Source organism: Eggerthella sinensis (assembly GCF_003339815.1).
Classification (GTDB): domain Bacteria; phylum Actinomycetota; class Coriobacteriia; order Coriobacteriales; family Eggerthellaceae; genus Eggerthella; species Eggerthella sinensis.
In genome coordinates, this window is the sequence record NZ_PPTT01000046.1 from 1 (window position 1) to 17,252 (window position 17,252).

Consider the following 17,252-nt stretch of genomic DNA (forward strand, 5'->3'; position numbering starts at 1 on the left):
CTATGGCGCCGGCCTTGCGCTTCGGGATCAGCAAGCCCCATCCCGGCGCAACAAAGGGCGCAAAAAGAATGCGAAAACCTCCTATTCCTCCGAACAATTCCTCCTCTCCATCCGTATTATCAGAAGAGAGGTGAATGCATGCGCTTACCGTTTCAACGAAATAATCCGCAACCGCTTCGTTCGGAGGCGTTTCTGAGCTGCGCCATGGATACGTGGGGCGATACGGTGTATCGCGTTGCGCTTGCGCAGACGGGATCGCCGAGCGATGCCGACGACGTGTACCAAGACGTGTTCATACGCCTGCTCGAGCACGAGGCGCCCTTCGACAACGACGAGCATCTGAAAGCGTGGCTCATCCGCGTGACCATCAACCGCTGCCGCGACCTCACGCGCTTGGCGTGGAATCGCCGCACGGAGGGCCTCGAGCGAGAGCTTGCCAGCATCCCCGCGCCCGACGCGTTCCGCGCCGACATCTGGGATGTGGTGGGTGCGCTGTCGCCCGACCTGCGAACGGCCGTGCACCTGTTCTACGTGGAGGGCTACTCCACCGAGGAGATCGCCCGCATTGAGGAGTGCAAGCCCAGCACGATACGCACCCGGTTGCATCGAGCGCGCGAGCAGCTGCGCACGACGCTGCAAGCCGAGCGTGCCGTGCCCGCGCGCCAACCCGAACCGAGAGAGGAGTTGAGCCATGACCGAGCACCACAATCGCCCGCACAAACCCACTTTGGATGACTACCGCGCCATGATGAGCGAAACCCACGCCCCCAACCAGCTGAAACAGGATGTGTTGGCCGCCGCGCATGCACGTTGCTCCTCCGCGAGCAGCAGAACCACTGACGTACGACCCTCCGTGCGCGCCGCAGCATCTTCAAAGCGAACCCGAATAAAGTCGTTCGCCGTCGCCGCATGCGTGACACTGCTCGCCGGCACCGCCGTTTGCGGACTGGCTATCGGGCTCCCCGGCATCGCCTCGTTGTCAAACGACGGCGACAACGCATTCTTCCTCACCGCGTATGCCACGGAAGGATCGAGCGCGCAACCGGGTGCGCAAACGATCCTCAGCGCCGACGAGTTTAGAGGCACCGGCGGCTACAGCGGCGCTTGGTACGATCCCGACTCCGGGCAGTTCGCCGCCGGCGACGAGTGGGCCGGCTTCAAGTACAGTTTCAATCTGGAATGCTCAGGCCGCAACATCAAGAGCATCGCATACGAAATCGAGGGTGACCGCGCTTTCTTCGAAACCATCGACGGCCCCTCCAGCAAAAACGAAGCCGAAGCCGAGCACACGAGCGTCTTCCACTATTCCAAGTCCATCGCATTCGACTACAACGATCAGAACCACGGGTTCGGAAACTTCTCAACCAATCAACAAGAGGGCAAGGACGACTACGTTGTAAGCATCTATCTGGGCTTTCCCGTACCGGAACTCGCGCGAAACATCGTATACGAAATCATGAACGGAACTGCTGCAGACTCGGCGTTCTACGAAAAGGAAGCATCCATCGACCTGGCAGCTGCGCACGCCCTTGCGGACTGCAAGCTTCATCTTACCGCAACGTTCATGGATGGAACGACGCAAACGAAAACGTACGTCATCACACCCGTCGATGATATCGAGCAGCGCCTTGCCGCATTCTGGAACGCCAGCTACGAGGCCTCCGTTGCCGACAGGCAGCATGAGCAAAACGACGACATGCCTCCCGGTGAGCGCCCTGAATCACCCGCGCTGTTCACTCTTACGGAACTTGTCGAGGAGTAGCCCCCCTCCCCGCACGAAAAAGGGGCCGGATCTTTTGATCCGGCCCCGTTGTTTGCTGGGCGCTGGCTGCGAGTATGTGGTTACATGAATGCGAGTGTGGAGGTGGCACGCCCTTCTATCGAACCGGCACGGGGCCGGGAGTTAAGCAACCACCTGAGCTTTCATCGCATTGATGTGCTGGAATACCGAGGCCGCGCCGGGAACGATGTCAACCGAGCCCTCCGGCGACACCGACAGCAGCGTGGGGGCCTGCATGATGCGGTAGCGCTGCGCAAGCTCGACGTTCTCTTCGGCAAGCAGCTCTTCGTAGGCGATGCCGGCCGCGTCCATCTCGGCGGCGGCGAACTTGCAGTTCGGGCACGTGCGCGTGGCGACGAGGTAGAGGCCCGCGGGCAGGGAGCTGGATGCGGGAATCTCGGTTTCGGGCGCTTCCACCGGAGCGGCTTCGCCCAGGGCAGCGGCAACGTCGTCCGAAACCGCAACCGCTTCCCCGCCGCTATGGGACGCGGTGTGCAGGTGCGAATGCCCCAGGTCGTACTCCACGCGGTCGGCGAACTCCTGGCTCTTGCCGTCGTTCCAGTTCTTCACCGGGCGATAGTAGCCGGTGATGCGCGAGTACACTTCGGTCTCCTCGTGGCAGCACGGGCACTCGTACACCTCGCCCGCGATGTAGCCGTGGTTCTTGCACACCGAGTACGTGGGCGACATGGTGTAGTACGGCAGCTTGTAGTTCTCGGCGATCTTGCGCACGAGGTTGGCCGTGCTCTGCCAGTCGGGCAGCTTCTCGCCGAGGAAGGCGTGGAACACCGTGCCGGACGTGTACAGCGTCTGCAGGCCGTCCTGCACGTCGAGCGCGCTGAAGATGTCGTCGGTGTAGCTCACCGGCAGGTGCGACGAGTTCGTGTAGTACGGCTTGCCCTGCTCGTTGGCCGTGATGATGTTGGGGAACTGCTCCTTGTCGTGCTTGGCGAAGCGGTACGTGGTGCTCTCGGCCGGCGTGGCCTCGAGGTTGTACAGGTCGCCGTATTCCTCCTGGTAGTCGGCCAAACGGTCGCGCATGTGGTTGAGCACCGCCTGCGTGAACGTCTGCGCGGCCTCCTGCGTCATGTCGGCGCGCAGCCACGACGCGTTGAGGCACGCCTCGTTCATGCCCACGAGGCCGATGGTGGAGAAGTGGTTCTCGAACGTGCCCAGGTAGCGCTTCGTGTAGGGGTACAGGCCGGCGTCGAGCAGGCGCGTCACCACTTCGCGCTTCGTGTGCAGCGAGCGCGCGGAGATGTCCATGAGGTGGTCGAGACGATGGTAGAAGTCGGCCTCGTCGGCAGCGAGGTACGCCAGGCGCGGCATGTTGATGGTGACCACGCCGATGGAGCCCGTGGACTCGCCGCTGCCGAAGAACCCGCCCGACTTCTTGCGCAGTTCGCGCAGGTCGAGGCGCAGGCGGCAGCACATGGAACGCACGTCGGACGGCTCCATGTCGGAGTTGATGTAGTTGCTGAAGTAGGGCGTGCCGTACTTCGCCGTCATTTCGAACAGCAGCTTGTTGTTCTCGGTCTCGCTCCAGTCGAAGTCGCGCGTGATGGAGTACGTGGGAATGGGGTACTGGAAGCCGCGGCCGTTCGCGTCGCCCTCGATCATGATCTCGATGAACGCCTTGTTCACCATGTCCATTTCGGCCTTGCAGTCGCCGTAGGTGAAGTCCATCTCCTTGCCGCCCACAATGGCCGGCTGATCGCGCAGGTCGGCCGGGCACACCCAGTCGAGCGTGATGTTGCTGAACGGTGCCTGCGTGCCCCAACGCGAGGGGGTGTTCACGCCGAACACGAACGACTCGACGCACTGCTTCGTCTCCTCGTACGTGAGGTCGTCCACCTTCACGAACGGCGCGAGGTACGTGTCGAAGCTGGAGAACGCCTGCGCGCCCGCCCACTCGTTCTGCATGATGCCGAGGAAGTTCACCATCTGGTTGCACAGGCTGGACAGGTGGCTGGCCGGCTTCGACGTGATCTTGCCGGGCACGCCGCCGAGACCTTCCTGGATGAGCTGCTTGAGCGACCATCCGGCGCAGTAGCCCGTCAGCATGGACAGGTCGTGCAGGTGGATGTCGGCGTTGCGGTGGGCCTTCGCCACCTCGTCGTCGTAGATTTCGCTCAGCCAGTAGTTCGCCGTGATGGCGCCCGAGTTCGACAGGATGAGGCCGCCCACGGAATACGTCACCGTGGAGTTCTCCTTCACGCGCCAATCCTCAACCTTCACGTACTGGTCGACGAGGTCCTTGTAATCGAGCAGCGTGGCGTTCGCGTTGCGCACCTTCTCGCGCTGACGGCGGTAGAGGATGTAGGACTTCGCCACGTCGGCGTACCCGGCCGTGGACAGCACCTCTTCCACGCTGTCCTGAATGGCCTCGACGGAGATGACGCCGTTCTTGATCTTCTCTTCGAAATGGGCGGTCACGTTGAGGGCCAGCAGGTCGATGGTGGACGGATGGTACTGCTTCTCCAACGCATCGAACGCTTTGGCGATGGCGCTCGAAATTTTGACGATGTCGAAATCCGCGATCTTGCCATCGCGCTTCTGAACCTCGTACATGCTCGCTCCTTTTGCTGTGGATTCGCTTCGTTTGTGCGGCTGCGGCAGAGGGGGCCGCGCCTTGTATGTGGTAGAGACCACCCTACCAGCGTCATCCGGGGCCGTCAATGATTGTCACCCATATGTTGAAGATACAACCATAATGCACAACTATATATGGTAGGTTTCGCCATCTGGGGTTTTGCGCGACCGTCCGAAACCGTTCTACGAAAAGCGACCTGCGCGTTTAGAACAAAGCTGCGGACGCGCCGTTTTGCGCCCGTCCCGCGCCGAAGCTTTCGGCGAGCGGCATGCCGTTTGATTGCGAGGCGCTGCGGGATTATGATAGGCCGCACACGTTCAACCCGAAGGAGCTCACGCGATGTCTCGATTCCCTCTGCGCCGTGCCGAGCGCGCCCTGTCCCGCGAAGAGGCGCTGGCCGCGCTGGACGCCGCGCCGTTCGTCACGGTGGCAACCGTCGACGACGACGGCATGCCCTACGCCGTGCCGCTGTCGTTCGTGCGCACCGGCGACGCGCTGTACTTCCACGCCACGAACGAAGGCGGCCACAAGGCGGCCGATTTCGCGCGCGACCCCCGCGCCTGCGCCACCGCGGTGGTGGACGTCGCGCCGTTCTTCGAGGACGGGGACTTCACCACGGCCTACCGGTCGGTCATGGCGTTCGGGCGCATGCGCGCGGTCACCGACGTGAGCGAGTTCAAGCACGCGCTGGTGAACCTCTGCATGAAGTATGTGCCCGAGGCGAAGCACGGCATTGGGGCGGCCATGGAGCACGAAGGCCCGCACACCGCCGTCTGGGCGCTCGACATCGACGAGCTGAGCGGCAAGGGCCGTCCCGGCCCGCGTCCCGCCGAAGCGCCGGAGGCCTAGCCCATGCGCATCGCCGGTTTGCAGAAGCTCACGCTGCTCGACTTCCCCGGCCGCACGGCGGCCACCGTGTTCACGCAGGGGTGCAACTTCCGCTGCCCGTTCTGCCACAACGCCGATTTGGTGCTGGGGGCGGGAGCGCCGGCCGCGGGCGGCAAGAACGCGGCCGAGGCCGCGGGGCTGCCGCCGGCCGTCACGCTCGACGAGTTCTTCGCATTCCTGGGCAAGCGCGCGGGGCTGCTCGACGGCGTGTGCATCACGGGCGGCGAGCCGCTGCTGCAACCGGGCATCGAGGACTTCTGCGCCCGCATCCGCGAGGCCGGCTTCGCCGTGAAGCTGGACACGAACGGCGGTTTCCCCGACCGCCTGCGCGCGCTCGTCGAGGCGAACCTCGTGGACTACGTGGCCATGGACGTGAAGAACGCCCCGGCCCGGTACGGCGAAACGGTGGGCGTGCCCGGCCTCGACCTCGCACCGATGCAGGCGTCCCTCGACTTCCTGCGCACCGACGCGGTGCCCTACGAGCTGCGCACCACCGTGGTGCGCGAGTTGCACACGGCCGACGACCTGCGCTCCCTGGCCGCATGGATCGAAGGCGCGCCCGCGTGGTACCTGCAAAGCTTCATCGATGCGGAAAGCGTGCTGGCCGGCCCCGGGTGCCTGCACGCCTGGAACTCCGATGACCTGCGCGCCCTGCTGCCCGAGCTGCAAGCCCTCGTGCCCGGCGCGGCGCTGCGCGGCGCGGACTAGGTGGGAAACGCCTGAGCCTCAACCCTTTTTCGAAGCGGCAGCATCTTCGGGCCGTGCATCGGCTTCGGCCCTATACTGGGAGCCCGGCGCGCGACTCATGCGCGCCGTCGTTTCGAGGGAAGAGGTTGATCCGTGCGTGTTCGTCTGTTGTTCATCGGCGCGCTGCTGGCGTGCTTGTGCGTCGCGGTGGCGGCGGGCTGCGTGGCCGCTGCGCCCGAAACCGCGCCCGAGAGCCCCTCGACCGAGTTCGGCGACCCCTCCGACCCCTCCGGCTCGGAAACGCCTTCCACCTCCCCCGATGCCCCCGCGCGTCCCGAGCCGTCGCGTCAGCCCACCCTTGACGAGCGCGCCGCGCAGAAGGTGGCCGAGCTGACGCTCGAGCAGAAAGCGGCGCAGCTGTTCATCGTGCGCCCCGAATCCATCACCGGCGTGGACGTTGCCACGCAAGCCGGCCCCGCCACCGAGGAAGCGCTGTCCACCTACCCCGTGGGCGGCATCGCGTACTTCCAGCAAAACCTCATCGACCCCGACCAAACGCGTACCATGTTGGCGAATTCCCAGGCATACGCCCAGGAAGCCGTCGGGCTGCCGCTGTTCACCTGCGTCGACGAGGAGGGCGGTACCGTCTCGCGCATCGGGGGCAACCCCGGCTTCGCCATTCAGAACGTGGGCGACATGGCCGCCGTCGGCGCTGCAGGCGACACGGCGCAGGCCGAAGACGTCGCGCGCACCATCGGCACCTACCTGCGCGACCTGGGCTTCAACGTGGACTTCGCCCCCGACGCCGACATCTGCGGCGATCCCGCCACCGACGTCATGGCGCTGCGCTCGTTCGGTACCGACCCGCAGGCGGTGGCGAGCATGGTGGCCGCGCAGGTGGACGGGTTCGCGAGCGCGGGCATGCTGTGCAGCGCGAAGCACTTCCCCGGCATCGGCGGCGTGATGGGCGACAGCCACGAAGGCGCCATCGTGTCCGAGAAGTCGCTCGACGAGCTGCGCGCGGACGAGCTCGTGCCGTTCGAGGCCGCCATCAAGGCCGACGTGCCGTTCATCATGGTGGGCCACCTGTCGCTGCCGAACGCCACCGGAACCGACACGCCCGCCTCCATCAACCCCGCCATCGTCACCGACCTGCTGCGCACCGAGTTGGGGTACGGCAACCTCATCATCACCGACTCGATGGGCATGGGAGCCGTCGGCGACGTCACGCCCGATCAGGTGGGCGTTGCCGCCCTCGAAGCCGGGGTGGACCTCGTGCTCATGCCCGCCGACTTCCCCGCCGCCTACGAAGGCGTGCTCGATGCCGTGCACGACGGACGCCTCACCGAAGACCGCATCGACGAATCGGTGCAACGCATCGTGAAAACGAAGCTCTCGCTGGAAGAGCTGGAGTAGAATGTAAGGGCGACCCTCGCCCGATGACAGGAGGCCCCATGCCGCGGTCCACCCATTGCGCCTGCACGTCCATCCTCGTTGGCAAAGCCGCCACGCTCGACGGCTCAACCCTCATCGCGCGCACGGAGGACAACTCCTGCGCCTGCGCGCCGAAGCGCTTCACCGTCGTCCCCGACGCCGCGTACGATCACGAGCTGTTCACCTCGGCCAACAACGGCTTCGCCCTTGAGTTGCATGGCCCAGCGCTCCGCTACACGTCCACGCCCGAAGCCGATTCGAGCGAAGGTCTCTACGAGGAAGCCGGCATCAACGCCGCCGGCGTGGCCATGAGCGCCACCGAAAGCACGTACGCCAACGAGCGCGTACTGGCCCTCGACCCGCTCGTGGAGGACGGGTTGGCAGAGGATGCCCTGCTCAGCGTGGTGCTGCCGTTCATCACGTCCGCGCGCGACGGCGTGCGTCGCGTGGGCGGCATCGTGGCCGCGCACGGGTCGGCCGAGAGCAACAGCATCCTGTTCGCCGACGCCGACGAGGTGTGGTACATGGAGCTTGCCACCGGGCATCACTGGGTGGCGCAGCGCATCCCCGACGACGCATACGCCGTGTGCGCCAACCGCATCTCCATCCAAGAGGTGGACTTCGGCTCGAATGACTTCATGGCATCGGAGGACATTCGCGCGTTCGTCGACGACAACCGGCTGAACCCGCGCCCCGGCACGTTCGACTTTCGGCGCATCTTCGGCACGTACACGCAGCAGGACGCGCACTACAACACCCCGCGCGTCTGGTTCGGGCAACGCGCCTTCAGCCCCGAGGTGGAGCAGAACCCCGAAGATCTCGACCTGCCGTTCATCTGCCGCGCGAACCGGCTCATCGGCGTCGACGACGTGGCATCCGTGCTGAGCTCGCACTTCAACGGCACGCCGTTCGACCCGCTCGGCTCCGACGGCGACGAGCGCAGCCGCGGCCGCTACCGCGCCATCTCGCTGTCGCGCACGCAGGAGGGCCACATCCTGCAAATTCGTCCGGGCATGCCGGCCGAACGGGCGGGCGTGCACTGGGTGGCGCTCGGCACCACGGCGTTCTCGCCGTTCGTGCCGTTCTTCGCGAATGCGTCGAGCGCGCATCCGGTGTGGGAGCACACGGGCGCACGGCCCGAAACCACGAGCGCCTACTGGCTGCTGCGCACCCTCGGCATGCTGACCGAGAGCCGCTACGCGTCGGCGTCCAAGCCGGTCGACGACTTCCTGGGGGCCTGCCGCTGCAAGGCGCACGCGTTCGTGGCGCGCACCGACGCCACGTGCGCCCCGCTTGCGGGCGAGGCGCTCACCGAGGCGCTCACCAGGGAGAACCGCGCGTTCATGGACGAGCTGCTGGCCGACCTGCGCACGCTGCTGCAAGACCTCGTGATGGCCGCCGCCGAAGATTCGCGCCTGTCGTTCGCCATGGACGAGAACCTGTAGGGCAGCGCCCGCTACGCATTGACGGGAAGCCGCTCCTCGGTGACGTCTTCCGAGGCGTTTTCGTCATCGTCCCCAACGCTGCCCGTCGCGTCGGCGGGCAGCTCGGCCAGGCCACGCTTCAACACGCGGAACGTGATGGCGCCGATGACGAACGCGATGAGGGCCGTGCCCAGCGCCACCGGCACGAGGTTGCCGCGCAGCGCGTCGAACAGCCCGCCGTAGATGAGCTGCCCCACCGGCTGCGCGCAGTTCGCCAGCGACATGATGAGCGCGATCACCTTGCCTACGAGATGGCCCGGCGTTTCCAGCTGCACGAACGAGATGGACTGGATGCTGAACATCGTGGCGCACGCCATGGCCACGAACAGGCTGGCCAAAAGGACGCCGTACGCCACGAAGGCGTCCATCGACACGCCCAAGATGACGGCGATAGGCAGCAGCGCCACAGCCGCCACCAGCAGAAACAGCGGCGCGCGATCGAGCTTGAGACGACGGGCGAACACGCCCACCGAGATGCCGCCCGCCAGGCCGCCCAGCGCCATGGCGCCTTCGGCAAAGCCCATGTACTGGTTCGGCAGGCCGAGGATCTGCGTGACGATAACCGGCGCGCCGATGAGGATGAACGCCGTGAGCGAGACGTTGATGCCGGCCACAAGGAAGATGAGCTTGAGGATGACCGGGCGGTCGTGACGCAGGAACGCGAAGCTCTCGGCGATATCGTTCACCACGGTGCGCACCACGCCCACGTTGCTGCGCTCGATGGCGTCGCGCGGGATGCGCACGAACACCACGATGAGCACCGCCGACGCAGCGAACGCCACGCCCGAAACGAGCACCACCGGCTCGATGCCGAACAGGCCGAACAGCAACCCGCCCAGCACGGGACCCACGAGGCCCGACAGCGCACTGATCTGGCTGACAATGGCCGTCGCGCGCACGATGCCGTCGCGCGGCACGATGAAGGGCACCGCCGCCTGCACGGTGGGCTGATACACGCTCTGCGCGGCGTACAGGATGATGAGCGCGCAGATGGACAGGCCGATGAGGTCGATGACGCCGTCGAGCGCGAGGTACGCGGCGCACGTCACGGCCAGCAGCGTATCGAGCACGGCCATGATGCGGCGCTTGTTCACGCGGTCGGCCGCCACCCCGCCGATAGGGGTCAGCACGATGTAGGGAATCCACGCGGCCGCGGCCACCGCGCCCATGAGGGCCGCCGAGCCCGTGAGGTTCAGCACGTACAGCGGCAGGGCGAAGCGCAACACGGCATCGCCGAACAGCGAGGCCACCTGCGCGAAGATCACTGAGACGAACGAGGGATTGAGCAAGGTTTTCATGGTTGGTCCTTTCATTTTACATACGTTCGGTTGGTATGTATAAAGAGTAAAAGAAACGGTTGCAGCGCAACCGGGAAGCAGCGGAAGCCGGGAAGGGCCAAGTCAGGAGGAATTCCCGCAGCCGCCTCCGAATGTTTCACGTGAAACATTCGTTCGTGTTATTGCGGTTCGTTCGCATCGTCCCTCCCCTTCCGAAGAGCCTCGAACCGCTCGTGCAGCTGCGCGCGGTACCCTTCCAGGAGAGACCCCAGCCCGTCGTCGTCGAGCGTCAGGCCGCCGAGCAGCTTCACGATGTCGATGTAGTAGTCCACGCGCACGCGCAGGTCCTCGGCGGTGCAGGCGCGGAACATGGGGCTTGCCCACAGGTTCGCTAACAGCACGATGACCTCGCTGAACTCGCGCGGATGGTCGGTGACGATGCTGCCGTCGCGCACGCCCTGCTCCACGATGGGCAGCACGAAGTCGGGCACCGTCTCCGCGAACACCGACTCGTACTGCATGCCCAGCAGCCGGGAGTTCTTCACCGGGTCGATGTCGGGCGCCACGTTCGCCCACGTGTCCATCTGCGGCCCCTCGATAGAGGCGGCGAACAGCGTCTGAAGCTTCTCCGCCCCGTTCATGCGGCCGTCGTCGCGGATGCGCTTGAGCTCGGCGTACAGGCCGCGGTTGTCGCGGTCGATGGCCGCCGTCAGGATGTCTTCCTTCGACTTGAAGTGGTGGTACACCGCGCCCTTCGTCAATCCGCCCAGGCCGTCGATGATGTCCTGAATGCTCGTGTCGTCGTAGCCCTTCTCGAAGAACAGGGCCAACGCCACGTCGAGGATGCGGTTCACCGTCTCCTCGGGGTGCTTGTTGCGCGCCATGAGCCCTCCTTCGATCCTGCCTGTCATTAACATACCAACGGTATGTATCCTACGATACTCCAATGGAGAACGCAAGGAAAAGTTTGCCGCAGGCTGCGCGCAGCATCATACTGGGGCGCATGCGTCGAAACGGAACCGAGAGAACAGGAGCGCCATTTTCATGAGCACCTGCCTTGTTGCACAATCCGGCGGCCCGACCGCCGTCATCAACGCCAGCCTGGCCGGCGTCATCCGCGCGAACCAGCTGAACCCGCTGTACGACCGCGTGTGGGGCGGCATCCACGGTATCGAAGGCGTGCTGGACGACCGGCTGTACGACCTCACGAACCTGCCCGGCCGCGAGCTTGACCTGCTCAAACAGACGCCCTCTTCCGCCCTCGGCACCTGCCGCTACAAGCTCAAACGCGACGACGAGGCCGATTTCCGTCGCCTTGCAAACGTCATGGACGCGCACGACATCGAAACCATGTTCTACATCGGCGGCAACGACTCCATGGACACCGTGGACGCGCTCGCCGAATGGGCGCGGACGAACGCGCCGGGCAAGCGCTTCGTCGGCATCCCCAAAACCGTCGACAACGACCTGGTGCCGGTGGACCACTGCCCCGGCTTCCCGAGCGCGGCGAAGGTGGCGTGCCAAATCACCCATGCCACGCGCCTCGATTACGACGCGTACACGCGCCCCGAGGTGTTCGTGCTCGAGGTCATGGGCCGCGACGCGGGCTGGCTGGCGGCAAGCTGCTGCCTCACCGGCGACGTCGATTTGCTCGTGCTGCCCGAGGTGGACTTCGACCGCGACGCCTTCCTGGCCGCCGTGCAGCAGAAGTTCGACGAGACGGGCTCGTGCTACATCGTCACGTCCGAGGGCGCGCACTATGCCGACGGCACGTACCTGTCCGCGGGCGATGCGGCCAACGACGGCTTCTCCCACGCGGTGCTGGGCGGCGCGGCGTCAACGCTCAAGCAGATGATCATCGACGCGGGCATCGTGCCGCGCGGCGTGGTGCAGGACCTGTCGCGCGCGGCGCGTTCCAGCAACTTCGCGCAGAGCCTCGTGGATGTGAACGAAGCCTACGACCTGGGGATGAGCGCTCACATGCGCAGCGCCGACCCGGCATTCACCGGGGCCGTGGTGGGCATCCGCCGCTCGGAGGAAGCCGCGGCCGCAGGGCGCTACGAGGCCGAGGTGTTCGCCGGACCGGCCAACGAGTTCGCCAACTACGTCAAGCGCTTCCCCGCCGCGTGGATTCTGCCGAACTACCAGGGCATCGCGCCCGAGGCCGTCGCGTACTTCCAGCCGCTCATCGAAGGCGAGCCGAAGCTCATCATGGAAGGCGGCATCCCCGCCACCATCACGCCCTTCAACCTGCGGTAACGTCGTCGAGCACGTCCTTGCCCCAGGCGCACATGGCGTTCAGGACAGGGGTGAAACGGTGCCCGCGCGGCGTGAGCGAGTATTCCGTTTTCGGCGGCACCTGATGGTACAGCTCGCGATGCACCATGCCATCGGCTTCGAGCTCGCGCAGCTGCTGCGTGAGCATCTTCGGCGTGGCCTGCGCCATGAGGCGTTGCAGCTCGCCGAAGCGCAGCACGCCGTGCTTGCTCAGGTGCCAGAGAATGAGCACTTTGTGCTTGCCGCCCACGATATCGATGGTGGCCTCGACGGGACAATGGTAGGCATCCGGACAAGCTTTCATACGGCCTCCTTCGCCGGCGGGGTCGCCCTTCGCGCGGGCGCTCAATACTTTCCTTTTCGGTAGTATATTCCCGAAAAGTACCTACTTGATTGAAAGATAGCACAACGTAGCATGGAGCCATACCCTTGATCCATCGAGAGAAGGAGCACCCCATGACGTTTCTCGCCACCGCAAAGCGACGCTGCTCGATACGCACCTACCAACCCACCCCGGTTGAGCAGGAGAAAGTCGACGCTATCATCGAGGCGGCCCATGTTGCACCGACCGCCGCGAATCGGCAGCCGGTGCGCATCGTGCAGGTTGAAAGCGCCGCGGGCCTGGCGCGCCTCGGCAAGGCCGCCAACCTCCACGGCGCTCCGCTCGCCTTCATCGTGTGCGCGGATCACGACCGCGCGTGGCGTCGCCGCTTCGACGGCATGACCAGCACGGCAATCGACGCCTCCATCCTCACCGACCACATGATGTTGGAGGCCACCGACCTGGGCCTGGGCAGCGTGTGGATCTGCGCGTTCGACCCCGCCATCGTGCGGACCGAGTTCGAGCTGGCGCCGTCGCTCGAGCCCGTCAACATCCTGGCGGTGGGATACGCCGCTTGCGAACCCACGAGCCCCGAGCGTCACGCCACCGAGCGCATTCCGGTGAGCGAGCTCGTGACCATCGCCTAGCTGCGCGTACGCGCCCAATGGCGCACGTACCAACCACCGATGAGAGCGGGGATGACGGGCGACGCCGCCTGCGCCACGAAGATGCCCACGTAGCCGAAGCCCAGCACCCCGCTCAGCAGAAACGCCAGACCGAAGCGCACGACGAACGCGTCGATGAGCGAGTTCACCAGCACGAGGCGGGGCGAGCCCGCGCCGAGCGCGAACGAGTCGAAGCTGAACATGGCCGCATAGAACAGGCCGTTCACGCTGCAGGTGATGCGCAAGTACAGCACAGCCGTGTCGAGCGTGGAAGGGTCCGTGAGCCCATAGAGGGCCACGAGCATCGGTGCCAGCAGCTGCACGACCACCTGCACGCCCACGATGACGCTCACGTTGAACACGGCGCCGATGCGCGCCACGTCGAGCGCCCGCCCCAGCTTGCTCGCGCCCGCATTCTGCGCCGCGGCCGTCGTAATGGCCTGGCCGATGGCCCAGCACGGCAGCCCCGCGATGGTGCTGATTTGCAGGCCGACGCCTGCCGCGGCGGCCACGTCGGTGCCGTAGCGGTTGAGCAAGCCGGTGACCAGCGCGTACGATAGGTTCACCACTGCCATCTGCACGGCTGACGGCACGCCCACGTGCAGCACCTCGGCTACGCTCGCGCGCAGGCCGCGGCCGCCGAGCGCGCCACGCAGCCGCCCGCCGGGATAGCGCCGCCGCACCACGACGAGCGCCGCGACGGCCGACAGGCTCTGCGCCGTCACCGTTGCCACGGCAGCGCCTGCGACGCCGAGTCCCGCCGGACCCACCAGCACCAGGTCGAGCGCCACGTTCACGAACGCAGACATCGCCACGAGCGCAAGCGGCGTGCGCGCGTCGCCCTGCGCCTTGAGAAACGCGGCCGCGGCGTTCATCAGAAACGGCCCGACGCACCCGCCGCACATGATGACGGTGTACATGACGGCCCCGTCGAGCGCCGCTTCCGGCACCGCGTTCGCCGTGAACGCGGGCCGCGCCAGCAGCACGCCCGCCACGGCAAGGGCGGCCGATGCCGCAAGCGCCACCGCCAGCGTGGCCGCGTACGCGCGCCGTTGACCGGCTAGGTCGTGCGCGCCCACGAACCGCGCGATCACCACGCCGCCCCCAGCCGTGAGGCCGATGACGAACGCGTTCACCAGATAGGCCGCGTTCGTAGCGTTGCTGATGGACACGAGCCCCACCGGGCCCACCACCTGGCCGACCACGACCATGTCCACCGCCTGGTAGAGGTACTGCAACAGGTTCACCGCCATGAGCGGCAGCGCGAAGGCCAGCAGCCGGCGAAACAGCGGCCCTTCGGTAAAGGAAAGAGAAGCTTGAGACACGATAGTCACCTCTGAGAATTCGGAAAGCGGAACCGTCGCGCGCCGGGCTTTTCGCCTCGGCGCATACAAAAGCGCCGCAGATGAATCATCACCTGCGGCGCTTGAACGAATCCGTCATGCCGACATCAAAGGACGGCGTGCCTGCTTCTACGCAGCGCGCTCCCCGATGCCGATGAGTATGTTCTCAGGAGCCCCGTGCGATGCTTCATCGGCGATCATGCGCGGAGCCGCTACTCTGCAAAGCTTCATGCCAGCCTTCTCAAAAAGACGAATACAGCGACGGCCAGCATACCATCGCTAGCCCATGATGTCGAGAAGGGCTCGCAGTTCTCGTTGGACGCTGTGCTCGAGGTTGGTGCCGATGACCTTCGTGGCGATTTGCTTGATGGCCGAGCGAGCGTTGCCCATGGCCACGCTCGTGCCTGCCATGCGCAGGATCTCGTAGTCGTTCATGGAGTCGCCGAATGCCATGACCTCGTCGCGGCGCACATCGTGAGCAGCCATCACCTGCTCGATGCCCGTCGCCTTGTTCACGCCGCGCTGCATGACGTCGATCCACTTGTGACCCGACGGCGCGAACACGAAGTCGTCGTCCAGCTCGCGCGTGAGGGCGTACGCCATGTCCATGACGCCCTCGTCGCAGTACACCGACGCCTTCAAGATGTTCACGTCGGGCGACGGCACGGCGAACACGCGCACGGGGTTCGGCAAGTTCTTGTCCACCTCGCGCTCGAAGCGTGCCTCGTCGTCTAGCAGGTAGCTGCGCGTCTCGTCGAACAGCGCCAGGTGCAGCGTGTCGAACAAATCGCAGGTGCGCGCGAGGCGGCGCAGGGCGGCATGGGAAAACACTTCCCGATCAACAAGCTCGCCCTCGATGATCACCTGTGCGCCGTTCGACGCGACGAAGTCCATGCAATCGGCCACGGGTTCGAACAGCTCGCTCAGCGTGTCGAAGCGACGGCCCGACGATGCGACGAAGCGGATGCCCGCATCGCGCAGACGCAGAATGAGATCGTACGTCCCCTCGGGCACGCACTGATTTCCGTCGAGCAGCGTTCCGTCCATATCGCTTGCGATGAGCTTGATCATGCGAAAAGCCTCCTAAAAGCCTCTTTGTGGTAGCGCATGCGCCCATTGTACGACGCGCCCCGCAACCCCCACGACCCAAGACGGAGACTTTGCACGAACTTGAAACCTGTTTTACAAAACCCCAGGTCGAATACTTCCGCAACCTGAGCGTGCGCGAAAAATTGCGAAACGCGCGCCCAAGTTGGTGGAGCGGGCGGTGCTGCAACGACATCATGGAAGGCACCGAAGCACCGGTGGAGCGAACCGGGCCGCCCCGCAGCCGAGTCGCCGGGTCTTCGGGTATCATGCAAAGCAACGTACGAAGAAGGGACTACCGATGAGCTTCGCCGACAACCTCGTGTATCTGCGCCAGCACTACGCCGTGACGCAGGAAGGGCTCGCCGAGCAGCTGGGCGTTTCGCGCCAAACCGTCAGCAAGTGGGAAGCCGGCACGAACTACCCCGAGATGGACAAGATTCTCGTGCTGTGCGACCTGTTCCACGTCAGCCTCGACGACCTCATGCGCGGCAATGTGAGCGTCGCGAAAGCGGGCGACACCGAGCGCTACGACGCGCACATGAACCGCTTCGACCTCTCCATCGTGATCGGCGTGGCGAGCATCCTCGTGGGCGTGGGCCTGAACGTGCTGCTGGAAGCGTTCGGATGGCCCAGCAACCTGCAAGCCGTCGCGTTGCTGTCCTGCGTTGTCATCGGCGTGGTGATCCTCGTCATGGGCAGCCTCAACCACGGCGAGTTCAAACGCCGCAATCCCACCATCGAGCCGCGGTACTCCGCCGATGTGCTCGACCGATTCGGCCGACGTTACCCGATGCAGATCGCGCTCGGCGTGGGAATCATCCTGCTCGACGTCATCCTGCTCATCGGCCTCACACCCGACGAGGACATCATCGTCGCGGGCACCGTTGCACTCGAAGATATCGCCATCGTCCCCTTCCTGTTCATCCTCGCCCTTGCCGTGGGCATCCTCATTTGGGCGGGCATGCAGAAGTCGAAGTACGACCTGTCCGAGCTCACCTACATCGCGCGGCGCGCCGACCTCGGCGCCGACCTGCCTGCAACCGCCATCGTCAAGACGCCCGAGCAGGTGCGCAACGACCGCATCGTCGGCGTTATCTGCGGCGTCATCATGCTGCTGGCCACCGTCGTGTTCCTCGTGTGGGGCTTCGTGCCGCTGTTCGACGGCGTGGGCAGCTGGGACGGCATCGACAAATTCGCGCTCAAGGACGCCATTCGCGGCGGTCAAGGCGGGTTCGCCGTCAGCTGGATCGCCTTCGTGGTGGGCGGCATCCTATGCGGCATCGTCGGGCTCGTCGGCAGCGTGGTGTCGAAGTCGAACGAGGATTGGATCGCCGAAGCGCGCCAGGAAGACGCCTGGATGAAGTACGCTCAAAGTGACGCGTCCACGAACGACCCGTGGGCCCGCACCAACAC

General features: G+C 65.4%; 16 protein-coding genes. 10 read left to right on the top strand and 6 right to left on the bottom strand.

Features of this window, described 5'->3' with window-relative positions:
* The 3 genes from C1876_RS17880 to C1876_RS16595 all read left to right on the top strand — a co-directional run.
* Positions 1-196 (top strand): hypothetical protein (locus C1876_RS17880; protein ID WP_211309575.1); only part of this gene is annotated, 196 nt, incomplete at its 5' end.
* Positions 139-735, top strand: a complete 597-nt coding sequence (locus C1876_RS16590; protein ID WP_114547833.1) for an RNA polymerase sigma factor — start codon at positions 139-141, stop codon at positions 733-735. The genes C1876_RS17880 and C1876_RS16590, both read left to right, overlap by 58 nt.
* Complete coding sequence (locus C1876_RS16595; RefSeq protein WP_148044582.1) at positions 692-1,762, top strand: hypothetical protein; 1,071 nt, start codon at positions 692-694, stop codon at positions 1,760-1,762. The genes C1876_RS16590 and C1876_RS16595 overlap by 44 nt, the downstream gene beginning before the upstream one ends.
* A 141-nt stretch (positions 1,763-1,903) precedes the next feature.
* Here C1876_RS16595 and C1876_RS16600 read toward each other — a convergent pair whose 3' ends face one another.
* A complete protein-coding gene (locus tag C1876_RS16600; RefSeq protein WP_114547835.1) occupies positions 1,904-4,351 on the bottom strand; it encodes a ribonucleoside triphosphate reductase in 2,448 nt (815 codons plus the stop codon).
* Between the two features lie 361 nt (positions 4,352-4,712).
* Here C1876_RS16600 and C1876_RS16605 point away from each other — a divergent pair, with 361 nt between their 5' ends.
* From C1876_RS16605 to C1876_RS16620, 4 genes are all read left to right on the top strand, one after another.
* The gene (locus tag C1876_RS16605; RefSeq protein WP_114547836.1) at positions 4,713-5,222 is read left to right on the top strand and encodes a pyridoxamine 5'-phosphate oxidase family protein; all 510 of its coding nucleotides are present in this window, start codon (positions 4,713-4,715) and stop codon (positions 5,220-5,222) included.
* Positions 5,223-5,225: 3 nt separating this feature from the next.
* Positions 5,226-5,969, top strand: a complete 744-nt coding sequence (locus C1876_RS16610; RefSeq protein ID WP_114547837.1) for an anaerobic ribonucleoside-triphosphate reductase activating protein — start codon at positions 5,226-5,228, stop codon at positions 5,967-5,969.
* 132 nt (positions 5,970-6,101) lie between these two features.
* Positions 6,102-7,364: a glycoside hydrolase family 3 protein gene (locus C1876_RS16615; RefSeq protein ID WP_114547838.1), complete on the top strand. Its 1,263-nt coding sequence runs from the start codon at positions 6,102-6,104 to the stop codon at positions 7,362-7,364.
* 38 nt (positions 7,365-7,402) lie between these two features.
* Complete coding sequence (locus C1876_RS16620) at positions 7,403-8,827, top strand: C69 family dipeptidase (RefSeq protein WP_158544730.1); 1,425 nt, start codon at positions 7,403-7,405, stop codon at positions 8,825-8,827.
* An 11-nt stretch (positions 8,828-8,838) separates the two neighbouring features.
* On the opposite strand, the gene C1876_RS16625 is transcribed toward C1876_RS16620, so the two are convergent.
* Positions 8,839-10,164, bottom strand: coding sequence for an MFS transporter (locus tag C1876_RS16625; RefSeq protein WP_114547840.1), 1,326 nt, complete (start codon positions 10,162-10,164; stop codon positions 8,839-8,841).
* 158 nt (positions 10,165-10,322) lie between these two features.
* The gene (locus C1876_RS16630) at positions 10,323-11,027 is read right to left on the bottom strand and encodes a TetR/AcrR family transcriptional regulator (protein WP_114547841.1); all 705 of its coding nucleotides are present in this window, start codon (positions 11,025-11,027) and stop codon (positions 10,323-10,325) included.
* Positions 11,028-11,187: 160 nt separating this feature from the next.
* Between C1876_RS16630 and C1876_RS16635 the strand changes: the two genes are divergently transcribed.
* On the top strand, positions 11,188-12,402 hold the full coding sequence (locus C1876_RS16635) for a diphosphate--fructose-6-phosphate 1-phosphotransferase (protein WP_114547842.1): 1,215 nt from the start codon (positions 11,188-11,190) through the stop codon (positions 12,400-12,402).
* Here the strand turns inward: C1876_RS16635 and C1876_RS16640 are convergent.
* Entirely contained in the window at positions 12,389-12,724 is a 336-nt protein-coding gene (locus tag C1876_RS16640) for a winged helix-turn-helix transcriptional regulator (RefSeq protein ID WP_114547846.1), read from the bottom strand. The two genes, C1876_RS16635 and C1876_RS16640, sit on opposite strands and share 14 nt — an antisense overlap.
* A 152-nt stretch (positions 12,725-12,876) precedes the next feature.
* Between C1876_RS16640 and C1876_RS16645 the strand changes: the two genes are divergently transcribed.
* On the top strand, positions 12,877-13,389 hold the full coding sequence (locus C1876_RS16645) for a nitroreductase family protein (protein ID WP_114547843.1): 513 nt from the start codon (positions 12,877-12,879) through the stop codon (positions 13,387-13,389).
* Here the strand turns inward: C1876_RS16645 and C1876_RS16650 are convergent.
* A complete protein-coding gene (locus tag C1876_RS16650; protein WP_114547844.1) occupies positions 13,386-14,732 on the bottom strand; it encodes an MATE family efflux transporter in 1,347 nt (448 codons plus the stop codon). The two genes, C1876_RS16645 and C1876_RS16650, sit on opposite strands and share 4 nt — an antisense overlap.
* A 297-nt stretch (positions 14,733-15,029) precedes the next feature.
* The gene (locus tag C1876_RS16655) at positions 15,030-15,821 is read right to left on the bottom strand and encodes an HAD family hydrolase (protein WP_114547845.1); all 792 of its coding nucleotides are present in this window, start codon (positions 15,819-15,821) and stop codon (positions 15,030-15,032) included.
* Between the two features lie 316 nt (positions 15,822-16,137).
* On the opposite strand from C1876_RS16655, the gene C1876_RS16660 reads away from it, so the two are divergent.
* Positions 16,138-17,252: helix-turn-helix transcriptional regulator (locus tag C1876_RS16660; RefSeq protein ID WP_148707953.1), on the top strand; the 1,115-nt coding region annotated here is incomplete at its 3' end.